Annotated in this window: 21 protein-coding genes and 6 pseudogenes; 18 read left to right on the top strand and 9 right to left on the bottom strand. The window is 43.8% G+C overall.

The genetic code is table 11. The features are described from left to right. Positions 1-31 precede the first annotated feature (31 nt). The 5 genes from THEPK_RS07005 (at position 32) to THEPK_RS06985 (ending at position 4165) form a co-directional block, all read left to right on the top strand. Positions 32-454, top strand: coding sequence for a translation initiation factor IF-2 subunit beta (locus THEPK_RS07005; RefSeq protein ID WP_042699961.1), 423 nt, complete (start codon positions 32-34; stop codon positions 452-454). A gap of 123 nt (positions 455-577) precedes the next feature. Continuing rightward, positions 578-2146 carry a carboxyl transferase domain-containing protein gene (locus THEPK_RS07000; protein ID WP_042699958.1) on the top strand — a complete coding sequence of 523 codons (1569 nt, stop codon included), beginning with the start codon at positions 578-580 and terminating at the stop codon, positions 2144-2146. 10 nt (positions 2147-2156) lie between these two features. Then, complete coding sequence (locus THEPK_RS06995) at positions 2157-2546, top strand: OadG family protein (RefSeq protein ID WP_042699956.1); 390 nt, start codon at positions 2157-2159, stop codon at positions 2544-2546. Between the two features lie 2 nt (positions 2547-2548). Beyond that, positions 2549-3025 carry an acetyl-CoA carboxylase biotin carboxyl carrier protein subunit gene (locus THEPK_RS06990; protein ID WP_042699953.1) on the top strand — a complete coding sequence of 159 codons (477 nt, stop codon included), beginning with the start codon at positions 2549-2551 and terminating at the stop codon, positions 3023-3025. 6 nt (positions 3026-3031) lie between these two features. Continuing rightward, positions 3032-4165, top strand: coding sequence for a sodium ion-translocating decarboxylase subunit beta (locus THEPK_RS06985; protein WP_042699950.1), 1134 nt, complete (start codon positions 3032-3034; stop codon positions 4163-4165). A 79-nt stretch (positions 4166-4244) separates the two neighbouring features. On the opposite strand, the gene thsB is transcribed toward THEPK_RS06985, so the two are convergent. Next, a complete protein-coding gene (gene thsB, locus THEPK_RS06980) occupies positions 4245-5891 on the bottom strand; it encodes a thermosome subunit beta (RefSeq protein WP_042700697.1) in 1647 nt (548 codons plus the stop codon). 188 nt (positions 5892-6079) lie between these two features. Between thsB and THEPK_RS06975 the strand changes: the two genes are divergently transcribed. Continuing rightward, complete coding sequence (locus THEPK_RS06975) at positions 6080-6721, top strand: YigZ family protein (RefSeq protein WP_042699947.1); 642 nt, start codon at positions 6080-6082, stop codon at positions 6719-6721. Here the strand turns inward: THEPK_RS06975 and THEPK_RS06970 are convergent, their stop codons facing one another. Then, the gene (locus THEPK_RS06970; RefSeq protein ID WP_042699945.1) at positions 6722-7114 is read right to left on the bottom strand and encodes a sugar-binding transcriptional regulator; all 393 of its coding nucleotides are present in this window, start codon (positions 7112-7114) and stop codon (positions 6722-6724) included. Next, a complete protein-coding gene (locus THEPK_RS06965) occupies positions 7107-7814 on the bottom strand; it encodes a hypothetical protein (RefSeq protein WP_042699943.1) in 708 nt (235 codons plus the stop codon). The genes THEPK_RS06970 and THEPK_RS06965 overlap by 8 nt, the downstream gene beginning before the upstream one ends. Positions 7815-7934: 120 nt before the next feature. Between THEPK_RS06965 and THEPK_RS06960 the strand changes: the two genes are divergently transcribed. After that, positions 7935-8249 carry a hypothetical protein gene (locus THEPK_RS06960; RefSeq protein WP_052315908.1) on the top strand — a complete coding sequence of 105 codons (315 nt, stop codon included), beginning with the start codon at positions 7935-7937 and terminating at the stop codon, positions 8247-8249. 5 nt (positions 8250-8254) lie between these two features. Then, entirely contained in the window at positions 8255-8920 is a 666-nt protein-coding gene (locus THEPK_RS06955) for a Kae1-associated kinase Bud32 (protein WP_042699940.1), read from the top strand. Here the strand turns inward: THEPK_RS06955 and THEPK_RS06950 are convergent. Beyond that, on the bottom strand, positions 8917-10614 hold the full coding sequence (locus THEPK_RS06950; protein WP_042699937.1) for a MutS-related protein: 1698 nt from the start codon (positions 10612-10614) through the stop codon (positions 8917-8919). The two genes, THEPK_RS06955 and THEPK_RS06950, sit on opposite strands and share 4 nt — an antisense overlap. A 33-nt stretch (positions 10615-10647) precedes the next feature. After that, the gene (moaC, locus tag THEPK_RS06945; RefSeq protein WP_042699934.1) at positions 10648-11109 is read right to left on the bottom strand and encodes a cyclic pyranopterin monophosphate synthase MoaC; all 462 of its coding nucleotides are present in this window, start codon (positions 11107-11109) and stop codon (positions 10648-10650) included. An 87-nt stretch (positions 11110-11196) separates the two neighbouring features. Between moaC and THEPK_RS06940 the strand changes: the two genes are divergently transcribed. After that, the gene (locus THEPK_RS06940) at positions 11197-11526 is read left to right on the top strand and encodes a YbjQ family protein (RefSeq protein ID WP_004068542.1); all 330 of its coding nucleotides are present in this window, start codon (positions 11197-11199) and stop codon (positions 11524-11526) included. Between the two features lie 172 nt (positions 11527-11698). Here the strand turns inward: THEPK_RS06940 and THEPK_RS06935 are convergent. Then, positions 11699-12942: pseudogene (locus tag THEPK_RS06935) on the bottom strand (RNA-guided endonuclease InsQ/TnpB family protein). A gap of 199 nt (positions 12943-13141) precedes the next feature. On the opposite strand from THEPK_RS06935, the gene THEPK_RS06930 reads away from it, so the two are divergent. The 4 genes from THEPK_RS06930 to THEPK_RS06915 are packed head-to-tail and all read left to right on the top strand — an operon-like array spanning position 13142 to position 18099. After that, positions 13142-14065, top strand: coding sequence for an ABC transporter permease subunit (locus THEPK_RS06930; RefSeq protein WP_042699930.1), 924 nt, complete (start codon positions 13142-13144; stop codon positions 14063-14065). Between the two features lie 4 nt (positions 14066-14069). After that, entirely contained in the window at positions 14070-14984 is a 915-nt protein-coding gene (locus tag THEPK_RS06925; protein WP_042699926.1) for an ABC transporter ATP-binding protein, read from the top strand. A 5-nt stretch (positions 14985-14989) separates the two neighbouring features. Beyond that, complete coding sequence (locus THEPK_RS06920) at positions 14990-17179, top strand: NEW3 domain-containing protein (RefSeq protein ID WP_042699923.1); 2190 nt, start codon at positions 14990-14992, stop codon at positions 17177-17179. After that, positions 17149-18099 carry an ABC transporter permease gene (locus THEPK_RS06915; RefSeq protein WP_232194552.1) on the top strand — a complete coding sequence of 317 codons (951 nt, stop codon included), beginning with the start codon at positions 17149-17151 and terminating at the stop codon, positions 18097-18099. Before THEPK_RS06920 ends, THEPK_RS06915 begins: the two co-directional genes overlap by 31 nt. A gap of 18 nt (positions 18100-18117) precedes the next feature. Here the strand turns inward: THEPK_RS06915 and THEPK_RS06910 are convergent, their stop codons facing one another. The 3 genes and pseudogenes from THEPK_RS06910 to THEPK_RS06900 all read right to left on the bottom strand — a co-directional run. Beyond that, complete coding sequence (locus tag THEPK_RS06910) at positions 18118-20934, bottom strand: RtcB family protein (protein WP_042699917.1); 2817 nt, start codon at positions 20932-20934, stop codon at positions 18118-18120. 48 nt (positions 20935-20982) lie between these two features. Further along, complete coding sequence (locus THEPK_RS06905; RefSeq protein ID WP_042699915.1) at positions 20983-21387, bottom strand: methyltransferase RsmF C-terminal domain-like protein; 405 nt, start codon at positions 21385-21387, stop codon at positions 20983-20985. After that, positions 21384-21779 (bottom strand): annotated as a pseudogene (locus tag THEPK_RS06900) (tRNA methyltransferase); the annotation flags it as partial. The gene THEPK_RS06905 and the pseudogene THEPK_RS06900, both read right to left, overlap by 4 nt. Positions 21780-21836: 57 nt before the next feature. Here THEPK_RS06900 and THEPK_RS12640 point away from each other — a divergent pair. The 5 genes and pseudogenes from THEPK_RS12640 to THEPK_RS06870 all read left to right on the top strand — a co-directional run. Continuing rightward, a pseudogene (locus THEPK_RS12640) lies at positions 21837-22716 on the top strand (IS982 family transposase). 143 nt (positions 22717-22859) lie between these two features. Further along, positions 22860-23864, top strand: coding sequence for an NAD(P)-dependent hydrogenase/sulfhydrogenase 2 subunit beta (shyB, locus tag THEPK_RS06885; protein ID WP_042699906.1), 1005 nt, complete (start codon positions 22860-22862; stop codon positions 23862-23864). Then, a pseudogene (locus THEPK_RS06880) lies at positions 23861-24061 on the top strand (cytochrome-c3 hydrogenase subunit gamma); the annotation flags it as partial. The gene shyB and the pseudogene THEPK_RS06880, both read left to right, overlap by 4 nt. 67 nt (positions 24062-24128) lie before the next feature. After that, positions 24129-24739, top strand: a pseudogene (locus tag THEPK_RS06875) (IS607 family transposase). Further along, positions 24720-25171 (top strand): annotated as a pseudogene (locus tag THEPK_RS06870) (RNA-guided endonuclease InsQ/TnpB family protein); the annotation flags it as partial. The pseudogenes THEPK_RS06875 and THEPK_RS06870, both read left to right, overlap by 20 nt.

Genomic DNA, 25171 nt, shown 5'->3' with positions numbered 1-25171 from the left:
AGAGATAGAACCTTATAGCGAGGTGAGAAAAATGGAGTACGATTATTATGATTATGAGAAGCTTTTGGAAAAAGCGTATGAAGAACTTCCAGAGAACGTTAAGCACCATACATCGAGATTTGAGGTTCCCGCTGCAATCGTGACAATTGAAGGTAACAAGACAATAATCGAGAACTTTAGAGACATTGCTGAGGCAATGAACAGGGATCCGAACCACCTCCTCAAGTTTATCCTGAGGGAAGTTGCCACAGCAGGTGTCTTGGAAGGAAGAAGGGTTGTATTGCAGGGACGTTTTACCCCATACCTCATAGCGAACAAAATGAAGAAATACCTCAAAGAGTACGTCATCTGTCCCGTATGTGGCTCTCCAGACACGAAGATCCTCAAGAGAGATCGCTTCCACTTCTTGAAGTGTGAAGCCTGTGGTGCCGAAACACCAATAGAGCACCTCTGAGCTCTTTTTCACTCTTTTATTTGTGTGCATGTATTCTTTTAGACATTTTACGACTATGAAAATCCTTTTAAAGGGGTTTACAAACTACAACTTAGTTAACCAATGGTTATGGGGGCAGCTCTTATGACTATGGAAGAAAAAGTGAAGGAACTCTATGAAAAGAAGGAGAAAATTCTTAAGATGGGTGGAGAAGAAAAAATCGCAAAGCAGCACGAAAAAGGGAAGCTTACAGCAAGAGAAAGAATTGAAAAGCTCCTTGATCCGGGAAGCTTCGTGGAGCTTGGAATGTTCGTAAAACACCGCGGCACAGAATTCGGCCTCGACAAGATGGAACTGCCTGCAGATGGGGTTATTACCGGTTACGGAACCATCGATGGCAGATTGGTCTTTGTCTACGCCCAGGATTTCACTGTTATGGGTGGTTCTCTTGGAGAAATGCATGCCGCAAAGATAAAGCGCATCATGGAGCTTGCTCTGGAAGCAGGTGCTCCGGTAATAGGTCTCAACGACTCCGGTGGAGCAAGAATTCAGGAGGGTGTTGACTCCCTTAAGGGCTATGGTGAAATCTTCAAGATGAACACGATTCTGAGTGGAGTGGTTCCACAGATTACTGCTATCATGGGTCCCTGTGCAGGTGGAGCAGTTTACAGTCCTGCTATAGGCGACTTTATTCTCATGGTCGACAATCCTGCAAGCTATATGTTCATTACCGGTCCTCAGGTAGTAAAGGCCGTCACTGGTGTGGAAGTTTCTCCAATTCAGCTTGGTGGTGCAATGATTCATGCTCAAAAGAGCGGACAGGCCCACTTAATAGGCAAGAGTGATGAAGAAGTTCTCATGCTCATAAGAAAGTTGCTAAGTTACCTTCCATCAAACAACATGGAAAAGCCACCAAGATACCCGACCAACGACCCACCCTTCAGAAAGAGTGAAAAGCTCTATGAGATAGTTCCCGACGATCCCAACAAAGGTTACGATGTGAGGCAGGTCATCTATGAGATTGTTGATAGAGATGCCAACGGAAATCCGGATTTCCTCGAAGTACTTCCATACTTCGCTCCAAATGCAGTTGTGGGCTTTGGAAGAATGAACGGGCAGACAGTTGGTATAGTGGCAAACAACCCAATCCACCTTGCTGGAGTTCTTGACATAGACAGCTCCGACAAGATAGCAAGGTTCGTAAGAACCTGTGACGCCTTTAACATCCCGATAGTCACCCTCGTTGATGTCCCCGGTTACTTACCCGGAGTTCAGCAGGAATACGGTGGAATCATAAGGCACGGTGCAAAGGTACTCTACGCTTATTCAGAGGCAACAGTTCCGATGGTTACAGTAATTCTAAGGAAAGCTTATGGTGGAGCTTACTTAGCAATGGGAAGCAAGCACCTCGGTGCAGATTTTGTCTTTGCCTGGCCAACAGCTGAGATAGCCGTTATGGGTCCAGAAGGGGCAGCGAACATTATCTTCAGGAAGGAAATTGCCAGCGCAGAGAACCCAGAAGCGGTTAGACAGGAAAAGATAAGGGAGTACAGAGAGAAGTTCGCTAACCCATATGTGGCCGCAAGCAGAGGCTACATAGACGACGTTATCGACCCAGCAGAGACAAGAGGAAAGATTATCATGGCGTTGGAAGCTTTGGAGAGCAAGCGTGTAAAGCTTCCACCGAAGAAGCACGGCAACATACCGCTGTGAGGTGCGAGAGATGGTCACAGTGGAGTTTTTCCTTGAGGGCTTTTATATTACCATTTTGGGTGTTGTGGTGGTTTTCCTAGTGCTGGCACTGCTCGCCTTGGCAATGTACGGAATAGGCCATCTAGAGAAAGCGCTGATTGAAAGAAAAAAGCCTGTGGAAGTTAAGCCTTTACCCAAAGAAGAGAAAGAAGAAAAGGTCATCGCCGAAGAGAAGCCTTCAATTGAGCCCAAGAAGCTTGCTGTAATCACTGCTGCGGTTTTGGCCTACATAGCGGAGAAAAACGCCCAGCTCAGGCCTTTGCCGTTTAAAAAGAAACCTTCCGATGTTTGGCGTTTATATGGCGTCCAAACCCAACTTGAGGAAGTTGAGAACTTTAATTATGAAATGGGGGCATGGTGATAATGAAAGGTAAAGTTAAGGTCATTGTTGATGGCGTTCCCTACGAGGTTGAAGTTGAAGAACTCGGTGGCGGGAAGTTCAAAGTCAGTTTTGAAGGAGAAAGCTATGAAATTGAAGCCAAAGACCTTGGAATACCAATGGGTGCCCTTCAAGCTCCTTCGGCAGCTCCTGTTCAGGCTGGTGCTCCTGTCGCTACTCCTGCTCCGGCTCCGGTATCGGCTCCTTCAGCGCCGGTTGGGGTTTCTTCTGCTCCAGTGCCGGCTGGTGAAAATGTTGTTACAGCACCAATGCCGGGTAAGGTGCTTAGGATTTTGGTTAGGGAGGGTGATGAGGTTAAGGTTGGTCAGGGGTTGCTTGTGCTTGAGGCAATGAAGATGGAGAACGAGATTCCCTCTCCAAAGGATGGCGTTGTTAAGAAAATCCTCGTTAAAGAGGGCGATACAGTAGATACCGGCCAACCACTAATAGAACTCGGGTGATGGAAAATGGGGCTTGAACAGGCAATACTTGACTTCTTTGCCAACATAGGTCTCTTTCACTTAACAGTAGGAAATGTGATAATGATACTTGTCGGGTTTATCCTAATCTATCTGGCTATAAGGTATGAGATGGAGCCATTATTGCTGCTTCCGATTGGAGCAAGTGCCGTACTGGTAAATCTCCCGCTAACAGGCATTTTGAGCGCTGACCCACACCATCCGGGACTGTTCTACCTTATAAAGCACTACCTTATCGACACAGAGGTCGTCCCATTACTGATATTCTTTGGGCTTGGAGCAATGACAGACTTCGGTCCAATGATTGCCGATCCAAAGACCGCACTGCTTGGAGCAGCAGCACAGATTGGTGTTTTCGTTGCGATGCTTGTCGCGATTGCGTTGGGCTTTAACCTTCAGGAGGCAGCCTCGATAGGTATCATAGGTGGTGCTGACGGCCCAACGACGATTTATCTAACTACAAAGCTCGCTCCTCACTTACTCGGTGCGACTGCAGTGGCTGCTTACTCCTACATGAGCCTTGTCCCGCTCATCCAGCCTCCCGTTATCAAGGCTCTTACAACCCCTGAGGAAAGGAAAATCAGAATGGAGCAGTTAAGACCAGTTTCAAAGAGGGAAAAGATACTGTTCCCAATAGCTTCAATGATAATCATCGGTCTTCTCGTGCCTTCAGCAGCTCCCCTAGTTGGAATGCTCATGATCGGCAACCTCTTCAGGGAAAGCGGTGTTGTTGAGCGTTTAAGCAAAGCCGCAAGAGAAGAGCTGATGAACATTGTTACAATATTCCTAGGGCTTGGCGTTGGTTCGACAATGCAGGCAGAGAGCTTTCTAACCTTAAGCACAATAAAAATCCTCCTCCTTGGTGTTGTGGCATTTGCTTCAGCAACAGCTGGAGGAGTATTGCTTGGTAAACTCATGATGAAGCTCAGCGGTGGAAAGATAAACCCAATGATCGGTGCAGCAGGAGTTTCAGCAGTTCCAATGAGTGCTAGGGTTGTTCAAAGGATCGCTGCAAAAGAAGACCCCGGAAACTTCATACTAATGCATGCAATGGGACCAAACGTTGCTGGAGTTATAGGAACTGCAGTCGCTGCTGGAGTTCTGCTCTCAGTGCTTGGGTGATCTCTTCTTTTTTTATTAAACTCCTCTGATGAATTTCATTTTTAATTGGATAGAAAAGTAAAAATCTGAGAAAAGAAGATCACATCATGCCGGGCATTCCGCCCATTCCACCCATGTCTCCTTCTCCGCCTTTGCCTTCGTTCTTTGAAAGCTTTGCAGCTATGACGTCGTCGATTCTGAGGATCATTATTGCAACTTCGCTTGCGCTCTTTATGGCCTGCCTCTTAACCCTCGCTGGCTCAATGACTCCCCTCTCGAGCATGTCAGCTGGCTCTCCAGCGAAGACATCTACACCGATTGCTTTTCCTTTGTTCTTGTGCTCACTTATGGCCTTAACGAGGACGTCTATTGTGTCAAGTCCAGCGTTTTCTGCGAGGGTCTTTGGAATGATTTTCAAAGCCTCGGCAAAGGCCTCAACTGCAAGCTGTTCCTTGCCTCCTACCTGCTTTGCAAACTCATCAAGTCTGATGCTAAGCTCAATCTCTGTAGCTCCTCCTCCTGGTAAGATTGCACCGTCTTCCATGACGTCCTTGACGACTTTGATAGCGTCTTCGAGGGCTCTTTCGACTTCGTCGATCACATGCTCTGTTCCACCTCTGATGAGGATTGTGACGGCCTTTGGATTCCTGCAGCCCTCAACAAATATCATGTTCTCGCCAGCAACCTTCCTCTCCTCAACAAGCTCGGCATAACCGAGGTCTTCGCTTGTTAGGTCTTTGACGTTTGTGACGATCTTTGCACCTGTGGCCTTGGCAAGCTTCTCCATGTCGCTCTTCTTGACCCTTCTAACTGCCAAGATACCGTGCTTTGCGAGGTAGTGCTGTGCTAGGTCGTCAATTCCCTTCTGGCAGAAGACAACGTTAGCACCTGTTGCTGCTATTTGCTCCACCATCTCTTGGAGCATTTTCTCCTCCTGCTCGAGGAATGCGTAGAGCTGGTCTGGGCTTGTGATGTTTATCTTTGCATCTGTTTCGGTCTTTTTAACCTCGAGGGCGTCGTTTATAAGGGCTATTTTTGCGTTTTCAACTTTCTTTGGCATTCTTGGGTGGACTCTCTCCTTGTCGATTACGACACCCCTGATGAGCTGGGTGTCCCTTACGCTTCCACCCTCCTTTTTCTCAAGTTTGATGTTATCAATGTCCACCGCGTATGTCCCGTTAATCTTTTCGGCAACCTGCTTAACTGCCTCAACGGCAAGCTTTGCCAAAAGCTCTTTGTGGCTCTCAGCGTTCTTACCGGTTATTGAAGTTGAGGCTATTTTTGTGAGGGTTTCCTCGTTGTCTGGTTCAACTGAGATTGCCATGCTGTCAAGTATCTCTTGAGCCTTCTCGGCTGCAAGGGTGTAACCCTTAATAATTATGCTCGGGTGGATGTTTTGGTCTAAAAGCTCTTCAGCCTTTGCTAAGAGTTCTCCCGCAATTACAACGGCTGAGGTTGTTCCATCTCCGGCTTCCTTGTCCTGGGTCTTTGCAATTTCAATAATCATTTTAGCTGCAGGGTGCTGAACGTCTATTTGCTCCAAAATCGTTGCACCGTCGTTTGTGATGACTATGTCTCCAAGGCTGTCAACAAGCATTTTGTCCATACCCTTTGGACCAAGGGTGGTTCTTACGGTCTCCGCTATGACTCTAGCGGCCAAAATGTTCAGTCTTTGGGCATCCCTTCCAACGTATCTCTGGGTTCCTTCGGGGAGAATAACAACAGGCTGTCCACCTTGTCCTACCATCATTTCAATTACCTCCGTTATGTTAAACAAGAACCTTTCGTTAGTACTCTATAAAAACGTTTCTACTTAAAAGGCTGAATTTGATGAAAAATTTTGAATAGTAGCCAATAAATGGGCAGAAGTTTTGCCTAACTTACAAAGAAGAGGAACGCAAAAGATTATTAAAGAGTGTTTGTCCATTCTCTTCCATGGAGGGATATCGGACAATTAGAGGGTTTGGGAAGGTTGAAAAGCTCTATGTGGATTCTCTCTTTATCGGCTATGCCATGCCAGTAAAATCAGAGAAAGAGGCCAAAGAGTTCATTAGAAAAGTCAAGGAAGCCCACGCAGATGCGACGCACAATGTTTCCGCTTATAGGGTTAGAGAGGGGAACACACTTCTCGTTCACTATGATGACGATGGAGAGCCAAGGGGAAGTGCCGGAAAGCCTGTTTTTAAGGTTCTTGAATACAAGGGTCTGGAAAACGTTGTGGTCGTTGTAACGAGGTATTTTGGCGGAACAAAGCTTGGCTATGGAGGATTGATAAAGGCATACAGCGAGACGGCAAGTGAGGCCCTTGAAAAAGCGGGAATAATAGAGGTCATCAAAAAAGAACCAATTGAAATAGTTTTTCCGTACAACCTTTACAACGCAGTTGAAAAAGCAATTGAAAAATTCGAGGCAGATATCCTTGAGAGGGAATTCAATGTCGAAGTCAAATTTGTGGCTGGAGTTTTGCCAGAGAAAGAAGAGGAGCTTATAAAATACCTCATCGAGATCACCAAAGGCAAAGCAAAAATAAGAGAGTTCCTAGATTTTGAGAGGGGAATCAGAAAGAAGAGAGATTAGTCAGCTCTCCAAAGCATTTATCAGCTCCCTCTTGTCTGGTTTTTTAATAATGCCGAACTCCAAAGCATGTTGAAGAATAAATTCTGGAATTTCATTGCCAAAAAATGCCCTTATCCCCTTCTCTGGCATGTAAAATGCGTAAACCCTTGTTGCTCTGCCTCCGCATTTCCCTCTTGCAACCATAAATCCCTTTTCGGCGTTTACTCTTACGATTTCCCACGAAAATGTCTCGGCTAGGGAAAAGAATGCCTCAAAGAGCTTAGCTTTAGCCTCTTTCAAAGCTTTGTTCACAGCTTGCCTCGAAATTCCAAGACTTTCTGCTATCTCTATTTCCCTCATCCCTTTTGCCTTCATAGTCCAGATTCTTTCCATGCTTTCCGGGAGCCTAATCATCACTTAAAACCTCCATGATAGCCTTGATTGCTCTTTCCACTTTATCTCTGGGAGCGTTAGAGGTTAAGAGATATTTGCCTTTCTTTGTTTTCAAAACGATGTGGTCTTCAGTGTCGATATCGTATACTATCAAAAGAGTTATCATAGCTAAGACTGCTATCATTGGAATCATTTCTGCTTTACGAGTCTTAAGCCATAGAAGAAATGCACCAGCAATAGAAATAGCGACTGTTGCAAGAAGCTTATGACGTGTTTTCCCAGTTGGTACTGCCATTGAGAGCAGTACAGAACTTGACATTACAATTATCCCAAGGGCTCCCAGGTAATACCCCAGCAGAAGGTTCTCCGGAAATGTGAAATAACGGCATGACGCATAGACAAGTGCTTCGATGTAGGCGATTCCAACTATAGGGAAATGCCTTAAAAGAACACCCCTTTCCACTCTGTTCAGGATTAAAATCTCATCAATATCATCTCCTTTGAGCTTTATAGGCAGCAACCCAAAGGCATACTTGAGAACTAAAGTTTTGTTTTCAATTTTGGCTGATACACCCCATGAAGCAAAAATAAGAATCCATCCAACTGTCCACATCCACCAATAGGAGAGCTCCATGGCTCCCAATATTAGAACAAGGGAAAATATGGCTATCATCAATGGGATTCCACTAAAGTTTGAGGGTCTGACCCCTTCAAGCTTCATTCACTTCACCATTGAATTCTTGTCAACCAATGTAAGTTGACATAGTATTTAAACCTTTTGTCAAATGTTCGAGAAACTTTAATACACTTACAAAACAAAAATACAGGTGGTGTTGTGGGTATGGAAGAGCCTAGGGTCTATCTCATTAAAGAAATTAAGAAGCTCAAGGAGTTCTTAGAGAAGGTTTCAGACTACAAACTGTTGGGCATTGAAATAGAAAACAGAGCATCTCTTCTAGATGATATGCTCGAGAGTAAAGATGAAAAGCTTAAATATGCCATGAAAAAACTTGAGGAAAATGAGATCGATGAGGCCAAGCTGGTACTTAAAGAAGGAAATGCCTTGTTAGTGCTAAAAATTGAAGACGTTATCTCTATCAGGCTTGTATTTGAAGATGCTCATGGTGTTATTCAGGCACTTGAAATAAATGGGTGAAGCACATGAAGCTAATAAAACAGGGAGCAGAAGCAAAGATTTATCTGGCAGGCTTTGAGGAGCTTTACTTCCCGTTTAATGGGGAGAAAGTCATAATAAAACACCGCATACCAAAGCGTTATAGGATCAAGGAGATTGACGAAAAACTTAGAAAAGAGAGAACCGTGAGGGAAGCAAGAATCCTTCACCGGGCAAAAGAGTTTGGGGTTAATGTTCCCTACGTTTACGAGGTTGACCTAAAAGATATGAAAATAGTCATGGAGTACATAGCGGGAGAGAGGCTAAAGGAATACCTCGAAGCAGTTCCCATAGAAGAGCGTTTGAAGCTCTGCAGGGAAATCGGCAGGCAGATAGGTAAGCTTCATGAAGCAGGCATAGTTCACGGCGATTTGACTACCTCAAACATGATCCTCAGAGAGGGAAGGATCTACTTTATTGATTTCGGCCTTGCTGAATTTGATTCATCGCTCGAAGCCCAAGGAGTTGACCTACATCTCCTCAGGAGGGCCATGGAGAGCACGCATTACAAGTGGTTTGAGAGAGGTTTTGAAGAAGTTCTGAACGGTTACGAGGAGATCAGGGGTTCAGAGAAGAGGAAGGAAGTTGAGGCAAAGCTGGATGAAATCGAAAGCAGAGGACGATACAGGGAGAGGGGATGGATTACGGGTTAAGCTTTAAAAGCCCTCCAAATTCTCTCAAAAATCTCCTTCTCTTTTCCGCGCTTTTTCTTTGCCAGCCTCTCCACTATAAGCTCGGGGGTGCTCTTTCCAAGCTTTCCAAACTTGGGCTGTCTATCAACGATTAAGTTTAGGTTCTCGTCCAAGCCTTCTGCCTCTATTCCATCAACCCTCGCAAAGGACAGCTCTCTCTTTAGGTCTTCTCCTAAGTGAGAGACGATAACGACGTAAAACCCCTTTTCGTGGGCTACCTTAAGGAGCTCTCCAATAATCTTCACTGCAGCGCCGGGTTCCGTTATCGCCTCAAACTCGTCTATGAGGATCAGCTTTTTGCCTTCTTTTGTGAGAGCGCGGGCAAAAGCCTTTAAGGCGGTCTCAAAAGCGCCGGCTCCGTAGGAAGAGCGCTTCCTTCTGAAGAAGAAAAGCTCATCTAATGGCTCAACCCATGCTTTTTCCGCAGGAACTGGAAGCCCCATGTGGGTGAGGAGAACTATCTGGGTGATGAGTTCGAGCAGAGAGGTCTTTCCACCGCTGTTAGCTCCAGTTAAAATCACAACCTTTTCTCCTCTTGTGCCGTCAAAGCTCGCAACGTTCCCAACGACGTAGCTGACCGGCTGTGGGTTTTCTATAAAGAGGTGCCTTCCATTTATGAAAGCTACCCCTCCGGTAGCAATTTCTGGAAAGACAAAGCCTTCGGTAAATTCTTTCACAGCCCTTAAGAATTCCAGTTCATAAGCTCTCTGGAGTTCTTCTTTCAGTTTCGGGAGTAGTGGCTTTATTTTCCTCAGGATTTCCCTGCTCACTAAATACATCTCAATCTTTGTTTCTTTTTCGAGCTCTGTCCTCAAGAGTTCAACAGTCTCTGCAGAAACTTCCACTGGGTATAAATTATCTCTCGAAAACACCTCCACGTCAAGATTAAGCAGTTTACTAAGTCTTTCTTCGCTTTTTCTTATCTCCCTCAGGATTTCGTTTTCAACCTGGGAGAAGTGGGAGAATATCGCTTGATAATTTCCGCTCTTTAGTTCTTTTAGGAACTCCAAAAGTTCCTTTCCGCTCAGGGTTAGGCTAAATTTCTTTAGCATCTCTTCGATCTTTGTGTTTAACCTCTGCTCTTCTCTCCGAACTATTTCGTCTAGGTTCTCTAAAATCTCTCCCCTCTTCGCAACTTTTTCTAGTCTTCTTAGCTCTGCCAAAATTTCCTCTGCAACGGAAGGAGAGTTTAGAATTCTCCCTATGCTAGCAAGGGCTTTAAGGGTTTCCCGATTTTCCCACAGGGGCATTATATAGAGCTCGGGAGCTATTTCGCTAATGGAAAGTTCAACATCAATGCCATAATCAACTGTGCTCAGTAATAGGTCGTAACCCTCCTCTGGTTCTAGAGAGACGTCACATATGTTGAGGGCTTTTGCCTTCTCGAATTCCTCTTCACTGACTACAAGAAGCCTGTCGTGGAGATATTCTCTTCTAAACCTTATGGGTCTTATCTTTGAAAGGAGAGGCTTTAGCTCTTCGCTGATTTTCGGAAGATTTTCCTTCAGATACCTCTGTCTTCTCAATATTTCCTCTCTGTTGTTTGTTAGCGAAAATTTCTCAAGGTACGCTAGACTTTCTCTGAGCTGGATTCTCCTTTTTATCTCATTTTTTATAGCCTTGTATATTTCCTTTGCTTCACTGTTGAGCTTCATCTCTCACTAAACCTCTGGTGGATTTTATAAACCCTACTCCTTCACTTTCTCCACTACTCTAATCTCTTCAATCTTTGTAAAGGGATACTGGCCGTTAGCATCTTTTTCTACAGCTTTTACCATGTCCCATATCGTGAGAAGGGCAACGCTGACACCAGTTAGCGCTTCCATTTCGACGCCCGTTTTGTAGTAAGCCCTCACCTCACAAGTTGCCTCGATGTAGTCTTCTCCGAACTCAAAAGATATATCCACTCCGGTTAGTGGAATTGGGTGACAGAGGGGAATGAGTTCTGGAGTTTTCTTTACTGCCAAAATTCCCGCAAGCTGTGCAGCTGCTATCACGTTTCCCTTTTTTGTTTTTCCCTCTTGGATGAGCTTGATGGTCTCAGGTTTTAGTTTTATTCTTCCCTTTGCAACGGCTTTCCTGAAGACCACATCCTTATGCCCAACTTCAACCATTTTTACGCCCTTTTCATCGACATGTGTGAGCTCCATTTTCTCACCTCTCCTATTACTCCAGAAAAGTATTTAAGCTTTAGAATATAAGATTACCTCGAAGTTCGAAGTATCTGGGCGGTGAATATGGAGGAATTTATTCTTTCTACAACGGAGAATGTTCCGGGGTATAAGGTAGTCAAGGTTCTCGGAATTGCAAGAGGAGCAACCGTTAGGGCAAAGCACCTTGGAAAAGATATACTTGCCGGTTTAAGGAATATCGCGGGTGGAGAAGTTAAAGAGTACACTGAAATGCTTGCAGAGGCGAGAGAGATAGCCCTTCAGAGGATGATTCAGCACGCAAAGGAAATGGGAGCAAACGGAGTTATTGGGGTTAGATTTATGACTTCAGCAGTTGCCTCAGGAGCAGCAGAGATTTTTGCCTATGGAACGGCTGTTGTACTGGAAAAGGAGTGAAACCTGTTCATTTGATAATCCCATCTATTGTTGATTTTGTTTTATTTTGCTTTTTGCTCTGTTTTTTGAATGATTAATAAAACTAGAAATAGTAATAGTTTTAAGCATATGAGTTGCTATCAGACTTGGCGATGACCTCCTCCCCGCCGTGAACGGTGAGGTTTCCAACGAGTTAACCCCTCGCCAATGACGGGAAGGTTTGAGGGGTCTTCACCAGAACCCAACTTACGTTGGGTTCTTCGAACCCCTCTGGGGTGGTCATACCCCAATTACCCCTACCCCCAGCCAAAGCCGAGAGGCTCGGGGTTATACTTCCAACAACCCTCTTCAAAATATTGAAAGCGCCAACCAAATCAGAGTTCATAACAACGCCCTCCCTATGGCACTTAAACAAACCCCTAAAGATTCTACCATTTTTATGGCGATGGCCACAGAGAGGGCAGGATTGAGAAGTGAAAGCCTCATCAACAAGCACAACCTCAATACCATACTCCCCAGAGACTTCTTTAAGACGCTTAATGAGGTAGTTGAAGTGCCACACCTGAGAAAGCAAGAAATTCTGCTTTCTTCCCCTATTTGAGTTTCTACTGATACCCTTTGGATAGCCGACGTAGATTTTCGAGACTCCCAAAGAGTATAGTTTCTCAATAGTTCTCCTCACCATAGTGTTAATGCAATGCTTCATCTGGAGCTTAGCCTTTAGGTGTAATTTGGAAAGCTTTCTGCTCTTCTTAGAGCCAGATTTGTTGATTTTGGACTGATAATCGGCTATTCTTTTTCTCCAATAGAAAGCTATGGACTTTAGAGGCATACCGTTCACCAAGAAGCTCCCACCGTTCTCTACATAAACGGCCATAAGGTTGTTAATCCCAAGGTCTATTCCAGCGGAAAGGTCTCCCAAGGGTTGTTTTGGGACTCTGACCCATTCCTCACCGTATAATCTCTCCTCAACGGTGTAGCTGATGTGAGCATACCATTTCCGCCTCTCAGCTTTCCGAACTTCCCAAGTCTCCTGAGTTCCAAGATGTTACCGTCAAGCTTATACTGGTCATTTCTTAGAGGGATTACAAAGAGCTTTTTACCGTTGTTTTCTTTTATGAACGCTGGCGGTCTTGGTTTCATCCATTGTGGCAAGTTGCCAGATTTTTTCTTTTTCGAAAGCGCGAAGAAGCTTCTCCAAGCTCCGGCGTTTTTTCTTGCTAACTGCTGGACTGTTGAACCACCTACCCAGTTTTTGAATTCCCAATAGACTTCTTTTTCTGTTCCAGCGAAGTCTATTTTTCCGAATTTTTTGAACTGTTTTAGTCTTTCATAATTGAGTTTGTTCCAAATTATGGCTGTTGCTTGGGCTAATTCGAATAGTGCTTTTTCCTGCTCCTTTGAAGGTTGGAGTTTTAGGGTTATTGTTCTCTTCATTTCAAAGTATGGTATGTTTTTTAGGCTTTAAAATAGTTTTGCTTTCCCGATTTGAGGCTTGTTTTTAGAGTCACCAGGAAAGTGATGAACATTGCTCGGGCGGGATGTCCCCTTCCGAAAGAGTGGAGTAGTTCACTAACGTCTAATCACCAAAAAGTTTAAATTCAACTAAGTAATTGCAAAACAATGAGGTGAGAAAATGTCATCAATTTTGAACGTTTCTATGAAAGAAATCTATGAGGGAATAAAGACAAAGAGATTGCTTATAGTGCTTGTCGTGTTTTTGATGGCTGGGGCAGGGTATGCGTACTGGATAAAGAGTACTATAATGAGAATAGAGGTTTTAGACACTGATATGGCTTTAAACGCCACTCAAAATGCCCAAATTTCCTCAATGATGCTTTTCCTTGCAGTACTTGGAGCAATTTTTGGAGCTGATGCTATAAACAGGGAAGTTGAGAGAGGAACTATTAAAGTCACTTTGAGTCATCCAATTTATAGGGATCAATACTTGATAGGAAAGTTCCTTGGCAGAATGGCAGTGGTTATAATGGCATTTTTAATATTTGCAATAGGGAGCATTGCATTCTTGTTAATACTTGGTGTTCCTTTAGGCTCAGAATTTGTAGCGACTTTCGTAAAAATGTTGCCGTTTTTTGTGCTGTTTTCGCTTGTCTATCTCTCCTTAGGCTTTCTGCTTTCCACATTCATAAAAAAACCTTCAACAGCAATAATAGTGGCGGTAATTCTGCCGATATTCCTTGAAATTGTCTACCCAAGTGTTGCTTCGATCCTTGTTGTGTTAATGAGCTTGAAAGAGGGAGTTGCTCCGACTAATCCAATAGTCCTGCAAGAGGCACTAAAGAAAATTTATCTTTTACTCTCACCAATTCCGGGCTATCATATGGACAACATACTAAATGCGATTAAGTATGGGGTTTCTACATCTGAATTCTCTGAATTATTAGCTTCTGGAGGATTTTCACTCACATTAAAGCCTTCAAATATTTCGTACTTGGAGGCAATTGGGATTGCATGGAAAAACATTGTAGCCTTGGTAATTATGTTTCTCTTACCTTTTGCGGTAGCCTATGCAAAGTTTATGAAAATGGAGCTGAGGTGATATTATGAAGGCAATAGAAGTTGAAAACCTCTCCAAGAGCTACGGCAATTTCAAAGCAGTTGATGAATTGAGCTTTGAAGTTTACAAAGGAGAAATTTTCGGATTTTTGGGTCCTAATGGAGCGGGTAAGACAACAACTATTTTGAGCATGCTTGGGCTTATAATCCCCGATAAAGGAACCATAAAAATACTTGGAAATGACGTTTTCAGAGAGCCCATAAAAGTCAAAGAGAAAATCGGCTTTCTCCCAGAAAATGCAACGCTTTATGAAGAATTGACAGCATGGAGGAACTTGGAGTTCTTTGCAAACTTTTACAGCTTTTCAAAACAAGAGAAGGAAAAGCGCATTAAAGAACTTTTAAAGCTTGTAGGACTGTGGGAAGTAAGGTATAGAAAAGTCAAAGCCTTTTCAAAAGGCATGAAGCAGAGGCTTTTGCTGGCTCAAGCACTTATAAACGATCCCGAAGTGCTAATACTGGACGAGCCCACAAGCGGCCTCGACCCGGAAGGGGCTTACCTAGTAAAAAGCATCGTTAGAGAAGAACGCAAAAAAGGGAAGACTGTATTTTTCTCGTCTCACATACTCAGCGAAGTGGAGGAATTGAGTGATAGGGTTGGCATAATAGTCAAGGGGAAGCTTAGGGCGCTGGGAACGCTTGAGGAAATAAAGAAAGAATTTATGGAGCTTGAAGGGTATGAGATAAAGGTTGAGACAAAGCAGGCGCTTCCAGAAATTGAACTTTCTGAGATCATAAGGATGCAAAGAGTAAGCGAAAATAAAGCAATCATATTTGCGAAGGAAGACATTAGAGAGCAGCTTTCAGAGCTTCTTGCAAAGAAGGGGATAACAATTGTGAACCTTGAAGTTGAAGAACCAAGTTTGGAGGATGTTTTCCTAAAAACCATCTACAAGAGGTGAGCTAAATGAAAAAGAAGGCTTTTATCATAGTTTTTCTTTTTCTGCTCTCGAATTATCCTCTGATAAATGCCCAACCATGGGTAACGGTGTTTGAAGATAGGGTAAAAATAGGGGAAACCATAATTGTAGGGGATTATAAAATAGATGTAACCTTGGAAAAGAATGAAATGAAGCCATATGCCATAATCTACGAGGACGAGGAAATAAAGAAGGTTGTTGGCCAGGGAAACCTAACTGAGATTGGCAACATGAGAATCGTCCTTGGAAGCTATAATGCCGAATATGAGGAGGTGTTCCTTGCTCTGCAGTACAAGCCGTCTCTAACCAAAGAGATATCCCCTAAAAACGGAGCTTCGTTTGAAGTAGGGGATTATGCTCTAAAGGTGATAAAGTCAGGTAATGAAAGCGTACTACTGAGCATAAACGGAGATGAAGTAGAAGTAAAGGCAAAATCTGTCAGAGTTTACGACAAACTCGCCCTCGAATACACGGGAGACGTTTTGAGGGTTTATCTTGCCAATATTCAAGTAAAAAGAGAAGAGAGAAAAGACTATGAGCTGTACTATCCTTTCAAAGGACTTAAGGTGAAAGCTGGCGATGAAGTCCGAATTCCAATAACGGTCTACAACAACGGCAACAAGGAATTAACTTTACAGCTAAAAATCCTCTCAAAGCCTTTGGGATGGGATGTAAGAGTTCTCGATGAGAGTGGGAAATATGGGGTCAATGAAATCGCTTTAAATGCCAAAGCTTCTGCTGTCCTAACCCTTTTTATAAAGATTCCCGAAGATGCGAGCGGAACAAAGGGAATTCGCTTTGCAGTTGGGGAAGAGATTGGCGAGATTACCCTCGATGTGGTTAAAAATGCGGGCATTGATGTTATAATTCCCATGCTTGGTGTTGAAACTGAGGCCGGTCAGAGTGTTACATTCCCAATAATCATAAAAAATAGGGGAGAGGAGAAAGCTGTAAAGCTGGAAGTAACAGAGAAACCTGCTGGATGGAACGCATATTTCCTCATGGGTAACCAGAGAGTTAAGTCTTTTCTTTTGGAAGGGGAGCAAGAGATAACTCTTTTTGTAGAGGCTCCGAGAAATGCTGAGCTTGGTGAGCATAAAATAGGGTTCTCGATAAACGGAATAGAAAAGAACGTGAGTGTTTTTATCTACAAGACGCACAAAGGAGAGCCCGCAAAAATAGTCGTGACAGCTAAAGATGAGGAAGGTAACTTTGTACAGGGAGCAAAAATTAGCACTGGAAACAAAACTGCCTTCACAGACGGCTATGGAAGAGCTAAGATAGAGCTTAAACCCGGAGAATACAAAATTTTTGTGGAAAAAGAGGGATATGAATTGGTTGAAAAAGAAGTTTCAGTTGAAGATGGGGAGGAAAAAACTTTGGAGATAACCCTAACAAAGCTCCCCTACTACTTCGAGCTTGAAGGAAGTGGAGACACAGTTGCAATTGCAGCAGGATCGATAGGTAGGTATGCAGTGATCATAAAGAACTTAGGAAAAGAAGAAGACTGGTATTCGCTTTCAGCTTTTGACGTTCCGGAAGGATGGTCAGCTGAATTTTACTATGCGGAAAGTCCTATCAGAAAGATAACAATCAGCCCAGGAGAATCCAAGGAAGTTGCTTTAAGAATAGTTCCACCTTACAATGCCCAGCCTGGGGAATACAATCTAATTATCGCTGTCAAAAGCTCCTCTGGATTGGAGAAAAGGATAAACCTGTTGGTGAAGCTTATCGGGGAATACAAATTTGAGATGTATCCGGAGACACCAATGGTGAACATTAAAGCCGGTAGGGAGGGAATCGCTTATCTTTCCCTCGAAAACATTGGAACTGCTCCAATAACGAACATAAAATTTGAGGTAAGCGCTCCTCAAGGATGGGACGTTAAAGTTACTCCCCAAGTAATTCCCGAGCTTGGGTCGCTGTATTTTGAGGGAGGCGTCAGAAGAATAAGTGGATCGGAGAACCGTTTAACTGTTACGATAAAAGTCCCAGAGACAACTCCAGCTGGAACATACCAAATAACAATTACCGGAAAGGGGGATCAAGCTCAAGCCAGCACCCAGATTACGGTCAGAGTGACTCAGAGCTCTAATACTGCATACATTGGGATACTAATACTCGTGCTAACTTTTGGAGCTGTAATATGGATGATGAGGAGGGTGGGCAGGAGATGAAGGCATTGAACATTGCGATGAAGGAGCTCTATGTCTCGATAAAAAGCAAAAGGTTTGTAATAATCCTTAGCATTTATGTTCTTCTCCTTCTTCTGCTCTCTTACTCCCTGAGGGACAACCTAAGTGAGCTAACTTCTCCCTCTGTTGAAAATTTATCAATGGATTTGTTTGGAGTGAGTGGAGAAGTTTTTGCTACACCTCTTTCTACTATGCTTACCCTCAACTTTACGTTCTTCACGGTAATCGGCGCTATCCTAGGTGCTTCTCTTGGGGCAGATGCGATAAACAAAGAGATTGAGAGCGGAACTATAAAAACGCTCCTTGCACATCCCGTTTACAGAGATGAGGTTATAAATGGAAAATTCCTCGGCAATGCGTTTGTTTTGGCTATTACAATCACCGTTGGATACGTGGTTACGATTGCCTTTCTCCTTATCAATGGCACTCCTCTCGACAGAGACTCGATCTTGAGAGGATTTGTTGCATTTATCTTGACACTTCTCTATTCGATGGTTTTCTTAAGCATCTCTATGCTCTTTTCGACGCTCTTAAAAAAGCCCGAAACATCCATGCTTATATCAATCGGTCTGGCAGTTTTTCTAACGATGATATATGGGGCTTTGATTTCCTTAATAGCCCAACATCTAGCAGGAGAAATGCCCCCGTATGGAACACCTGCTTTTGAGATGTGGGAAGAAAACTTCAAGCTCTGGGAGCAGAGACTGCACTTCATAAACCCAGCCCACCACTATGCGGCTCTAGTTATTGCAGTTTTTGCGGGGGATAGAATAGCTAATTATTATGCTCCCCTTGGAGATTCCCTGATCTTGCTGTTCAACAATCTCTCGATGCTTTTAACCTTTCTGCTCCTCCCATTTGCTTTTGCTTACGCTAGATTTATGACCAGCGACCTCAGATGAAAAATAGAAAAGAGCAAATTAACCCTTGGCAACTCCAATTGGTCTCATCCTTGCCACCAGATTAGCTATTCCCGCCTCATGAACAACGTTAACAACGTTATCGACGTTCTTGTAGGCTCCGGGGGCTTCCTCCGCAACAACTCTCATGCTCGCTGCCCTAATGTATATTCCTCTCTGCATGAGCTCATTTCTAAGTTTATCCCCTCTAAATTGTCTTGTAGCAGCATGTCTGCTCAAAACCCTTCCCGCACCGTGGCATGTGCTACCAAAGGTCTCTTTCATTGATCCCTCGGCTCCAGCGAGCACATAGCTTGCCGTACCCATTGAGCCGGGAATTAAGACAGGCTGTCCCACATTGCGGTAAGCTCTTGGCACAGCCTCATGCCCGGCGGGGAATGCTCTTGTGGCACCTTTTCTGTGAACTACAACTTTGACTTTCCTTCCATCAACCTCGTGCTCTTCAACTTTCGCTATGTTGTGGGCAACGTCATAAACTATGCTCATTTCTAAGTCCTCAGCCTTTTGCTTGAAGACTTCCTCAAAGCTCTCCCTTACCCAGTGGGTAATCATTTGCCTGTTAGCCCATGCAAAGTTTGCCGCAGCTTTCATAGCGCTGAAGTACTTTTGCCCTTCCTCTGTCTGGAATGGAACGCTTACGAGTTCTCTGTCTGGCCATGGCACGTTGTATTTTCTGTTTGCCTTCTCCATGATCCTTAGGTAATCACTTGCTACCTGATGCCCAAGACCCCTCGACCCGGTGTGCACCATCACAACAACCTGTCCTTCAAATAGGCCGTATACCTTGGCGATTTCCTCATTGAAGACTTTATCAACCACCTGCACTTCCAAGAAGTGGTTTCCACTTCCTAGAGAACCTAATTGTGGGGCTCCTCTTTGCTTTGCTTTTTGGCTTACTGCATTTGGATCCGCTCCTTCCATTCTCCCGTTCTCTTCTAGATGTTCTAAATCTTCCTTCCAGCCATAGCCGTTATCCACAGCCCACTTTGCGCCATCTGCAAGAACATCATCTAATTGCGTCCAGTGAAGCCTAATCCTTCCTTCGCTTCCAAGCCCGCTTGGCACGTTTTTGAATAGAGTATCGACGAGCTGTTTGATCTTTGGTCTAACTTCTTTCTCCGTTAAGTTCGTCCTAATAAGCCTGACACCGCAGTTGTGCACTACTATACCATTTGCTATGAAGTTGTGGGCTTCGTGGTATACGCCGATGTCGTAGAGTTTCTTGGAGTCACTCTTTGTTCTGCGGACATCTACAACGGGATCAAGAACAAAGCCACCTTCAAGTCCGTACGTCTTGGCAAAGCTCTCAAACTCAGGTAGGAGCTCAGCCAGTTTCCTGTTTCTCTTAACCAGGTTGCTTTCTGAGATTTCTTTTGATGCCATGATTTTCCTTCTAAGATACTCCCCAAAGATCAACGCGTAGGGTTTATGAGAGGTGTATTCATAGCCAATCTTGGAAAGGAACTTGTAAATCTCCTCCGTGTTGGAGTATATCACGAGACGGTACATTACTCTGTTGCTATATTCTTTGACTTTTCTGACGTGGGAACTAATTCCAAATTCTGTCAGCAAATCTTTGACTGAATTAAGGAACCTGACAAGGCTCTCTTCAAGCTCCTTAGCCTTGACAGCAGTCAAGGATATCGTGTTTGGAGTGTATTTGTGATTGCTGGACATTAGCCTCGGTTTGCTTCCGTCCGCTCCAAAGAGGCCTGCGAGAAAGTTCCTCTTGACCCATTTTGGAGACTTCTTAATCCACTCAGGCACGTCGAAGTCAATCTCAGTCTTCTTGCCAACAGGAGCTCCCAATTTGATGAGAAGCTTTGAAAACGCTTTTGATGTCACTTTTATTGAGTACTCTGTTCCTCTAGTCTCAAACTCGCCCCATGCTGTTTTGACTTTCTCGTTTCTTGTCCTTGTGTAAACTCTCGAAGCCTTGATATTGAAGTAAAAACCTAAATCTTTTCTCAACTCTTCCAGTCCCTTGCTGTCTCCATAGAAAACTGTGATAATTCTCTCTCTTCCATTCTTCTCGTGGTATATATCGAACGATCCATCACCAATGAAGTATCCAAGAATTCTTGCCAGAACACCTATCCTTGGATCATCCATTCTCAAAGGAAGCAGACCCCTCTCTTCTAAGTACTTTATCAGTTGCTTATCTTCATCGGCGAAATCTTGGTGGGTTAAAAGAACTTCCGTGCTGGGCTTCTCATATTCTACTCCCTCAAAGGGATAAACTGCAACTAAGTCCCCCGGTTCTAGCTCTTCTGCTATCTTATACCCATTCTCCGTCAACACTGGGTGATCTCCAGAAGCTTTAATGACTCTACCACTGGTGAGCCTTATCTCGTAAATCTCCTCGTCGCTGTCTCTCTCAGCAACCAACATAACTCTGGAGTGATCATTGTGACCCTCCTTGACATTGTAGACTTTGAGTGGAACCTCCTTGAACATCGTGGGTAAATCTTTGACCTTTATTCTGAACCCTAAGTCACTTATGACTTCGCTCTCTTCATGTAGGCAATTCACATCGTAACCCACGCCTCCGGGGCTTATAACGCCTTCTTTCACGTCAAAAGCCGCTACACCGCCGATTGGGAAACCATAACCCTGATGACCATCAGGCATTACTATCGAATACTTATAAATTCCCGGAAGCATAGCCACATTTGCGGCCTGTTCGAGAGTCCTATCCTGTCTCATTTTTTGGATTAGTGTATCATCTGCATAAACTCTTCCCGGCACTCTCATTCTTTTATCGAACTTCGGTATCTCCCATCTGATCTTATCTATTCTTTTTAATGGGATCTCCATCCTTCTCACCTCCAAATTAAATAGCTCTCGAAACTTTAAAAGATTGCGCTATTTGGGGTTTATTCTTCTTTCTTTCGGCACGTAGTTTTTGATTACACCGTCTTTTGCCTTCCCGCATCCGAGGTAGTACAGGCCCCATTTTAATATTATCCATCCTCTCACTTCAGTTGAGACTTTCAAGTCTTCTCCACTTAGCCAGAGCTTTGCTTCTTTCTCTCCAACTTCAACGACGTTTTTTGTAGCTTTGGGACCGACCAAAAAGCTCCCTTCTATGGTAAGCCTTATCCCATCGCTTTCGATTTTTCCAAAATAAACTCCCCTATCTGTGTGAGTCTTCGGGTCAAACTCACAGGGCTTATAAGCGTAAACCCTCCTACTCCCTTTTACTTCAAAAATTAAATCTGGTGCGTATCCGTATTGCTCTATCAGCATTTCTTTAACTTTTTTGCTCATGGTTTCCTTATTTTCGCTACAAAGAACGCTTCCGTGTTGTTGTCCTGTGGATGAATGCGAAGACATTTTTTCACCTCCTCGGAATACTTCTTCCCCTCAAACTCCAAAACGGGAGGTGTTGATTTTAAGGGTAGGTTGATTTTCTCGAGCTTGGCGTCAGTCTTGGAGAGGAGGTAGTCAACAACTTCTTCGTTTTCAAGGGGGTCTATGGTACATGTTGAGTACACCAAAACCCCTCCGGGCTTTAGGGCTTTATACGCTGAGAGTATTAGCTTTTTCTGAATATTGGAGTAACGTATAACCTTCTTCATACTCCAGTCTGTTAAGAACTTGAAGCTTTTTCTTATCATTCCAACACTCGAGCAAGGCGCATCGAGGAGTATTTTATCAAAACCCTAGTTCCCATTAGATCGTTAGAGTTATAAGCACTTAAGTCTTTTGGTTGATTGGTGGTTGTTATGAACTTTCAGCAGGAAATCCTGATCATAAAATCCGAAATCTATCCGATAATCAGCAAACACTACCCGAAAAACACTCACAGGGAAATAATCAGCCTCTACGACCTAATAACCTTCGCAATACTAGCACACTTGCACTTTAACGGAGTTTACAAGCACGCTTACAGAGTCCTAATCGAAGAAATGAAGCTGTTCCCCAAAATCAGGTACAACAAACTAACAGAACGCTTGAACAGGCACGAAAAACTCCTGCTCCTAGCGCAGGAAGAATTATTCAAAAAACACGCCAGAGAATACGTTAGAATACTGGACTCAAAGCCCATTCAGACCAAGGAGTTGGCCAGAAAAAACAGGAAGGAGAAGAAGGGTTCTTCAGAAATCATCTCTGAAAAGCCCGCAGTTGGGTTTGTTCCCTCTAAAAAAAAGTTTACTATGGGTACAAGCTGACCTGTTACTCTGATGGAAATTTGCTGGCTTTACCTTGTTGTTTGAATCCCGGTAAAAAAACATTGATTGTGAGTTTTTGTCCGGGAAAAAGTTCTGGGTGATTGTTGAGGAGTTTTCTGGCTGTTTTCTGTTTTTGGATAAGGGTTACGTTAGTAGAGAACTTCAGGAGGAATTCCTGAAGTTTGGCGTTGTTTACACGCCGGTGAAGCGGGAGAATCAGGTTAGTAATCTAGAGGAGAAGAAGTTTTACAAGTACTTGTCTGACTTTCGCAGGAGGATTGAGACTTTGTTTTCGAAGTTTTCTGAGTTTCTTCTGAGGCCGAGCAGGAGTGTTAGTTTGAGGGGGTTAGCTGTCAGGATTTTAGGGGCGATTCTGGCCGTGAATCTGGACAGATTATACAACTTCACAGGTGGTGGGAACTAGGGTACTATTTATCTACGTCAACGTTTATAAACGTGCACTGAAGTATATGTTTGTAACATTTGGTTGGTCACCTTTTGTTTAAAAAACCCTTAAATCAATTCTTTACAAATATAAACAATGAATAACGGATTCGGGTGATTATCTTGCGATATGTAAAGTTGCCAAAGGAAAATTTTGAGGAATTCTTCAATTCCCTAAGGAAATGGGGCAAATTGTATGCTCCAACTAAGAAGGGCAACATATACTCCTTTCAACATGTAGAGAACCCTCCAGAGATAGCCTTTGATTATACCCGTACAATGCTTCCTCCGAAGAAGTTCTTTGTGAGGCCTAAGGATGAGATGCTGCGACTTAGGGGGGGTAAATGGGAGGAGAGCGATGGAGCCGAACCAATAGTTCTATTTGGGGTTCATTCATGTGATATACACGGATTGGAGATACTTGATAAGGTCTATCTTGCAGAGCCTGTGGATCCATATTACAAAAAGAGGAGAGAAAATTCAATAATAATCGGCATTAGCTGTATGCCCGATGAGTACTGCTTCTGCAAAAGCCTGGGCACGGACTTTGCAATGCACGGCTTTGATTTGTTTCTCCACGAACTCCCTGACGGCTGGTTGGTGAGAGTTGGCAGTGTTAGGGGTCACGAGATAGCGTGGGAAAACGAAGAGCTCTTTGAAGAGCTTACTGAGGAGGACGTAAAGAACTTCAGAGAATTTGAAGAGAAGAGAGCAAATTCCTTCAAGAAGCATCTTAACAAGAAAGGCCTTGAAGATATCCTTGATTTGGCCTACAACAGCCCGGTGTGGAAAAAGTACGAGAAGATATGTCTTGGCTGCGGCAACTGCAACATGGTCTGTCCAACGTGCAGATGTTACGAGGTTTGTGACCTCTGGATGAACGCCTATGAGGCAGCGAGAGTTAGAAGATATGACTCTTGCTTCATGGAGAGCCACGGCTTAGTTGCTGGAGGGCATAACTTTAGACCAACCCGTTTGGATCGCTTCAGGCACCGCTATTACTGCAAGAGCTACTTTGACCCCTCAGCAGGCTTCAACTGCGTTGGATGCGGAAGATGTGACGAGTTCTGTCCAGCTAAGATAGAGCACGTTAAGGTTCTCGATGAGGTGAGGGAGGGATTACAATGACGTTTCAAACACACGATGCGAGGATTTTGGAAGTGAAAGAGCTCACCTCGAGGGAAAAGCTTTTCACACTTCGCTTTGTTGATCCAGAGCTCAACAGAAGCTTCAAATACAAGCCCGGACAGTTTGTTATAGTTGACATAAGGGGTTTCGGAGAGTTTCCGATAAGCCTGTGCTCAACTCCTACTAGAGAGGCTGTTTTCTAAATGGTTAAAATCGTAAAGTTTATATATTTTTGTGTCATTGTTTGTAATAGGGGTGTGCAGTATGAAGCTTTATAGGACGGGAAAAGCGGCACAGCTCCTTGGCATCAGCAAGCCAACATTAATCAGGAAAATCAAAGCCGGCGAGATTAAAGCATACAGGGTCGGAAAAGAATACCGCATCCCGGAAAGCGAGATTAAAAGACTCCTCGAAGGCAAAACCCCCGACAAGGTTGTAATTTTACGCCAGAGTATCAAGCAGAGACCAGAAAGAAGACCTTGAAAGACAGGTCGAATACCTCAAAAACTACTGCGCATCAAAAGGCTACCAAGTTGCAAAAATCATAACAGACATTTCCTCAGGACTGAACGAGAACAGGAAGGGGTTAAAACAGCTCTTCAAACTCATTGAAAGCGGGGAAATAACAAAAGTCGTGATAACTTACAAGGACAGGCTCACCCGCTTTTGGATTCAAATACCTTGAGCAATACTTTAACTCTCACGGGGTTGAGGTTGAAGTAATCTTTGATGATGAAGAGAAAACGCCGGAAAAGGAACTTGTTGAGGACTTGTTAGCAATTGTTACTTCCTTTGCTGGAAAACTCTATGGTGCCCGTTCTCACAAGAAAAAACGCCTTGTCGAGGCGGTAAAGAATGCCCTCAGAGACGATTAAACTCACGGCAAAATTCAAACTCAAAACAGAACCCGAAGGGTTAGAAGACCTCTTCTCCCTTTATTCTGATATTGTAAATTTACTCCTTGATTATGTTTTTGAGAACAACATTACGAGCTTTTACCGGCTGAAGAAAGAGGCGTACAAGAGCCTTCGGGAGCAGTACCCAGAACTCCCAAGCCACTACATTTACACGGCCTGTCAAATGGCCACCTCAATCTACAAGAGTTACAGGAAGAGAAAAAGACGAGGAAAAGCTAATGGAAAGCCTGTTTTCAAGAAAAAAGTCATAATGCTGGACGACCACCTGTTCAAGCTCGACATTGAAGAGGGAATTATCAAGCTCTCAACTCCAAGTGGAAGGCTGGAACTGGAGTTTTATCGTGCAAAGTACCACGAGAAGTTTAGGGAGTGGAAAATAGGACAAGCCTG

This window comes from Thermococcus sp. PK (assembly GCF_000430485.1).
In the GTDB taxonomy this organism is placed as follows: domain Archaea; phylum Methanobacteriota_B; class Thermococci; order Thermococcales; family Thermococcaceae; genus Thermococcus_A; species Thermococcus_A bergensis.
This window is presented reverse-complemented; position numbering and strand designations above follow the sequence as displayed.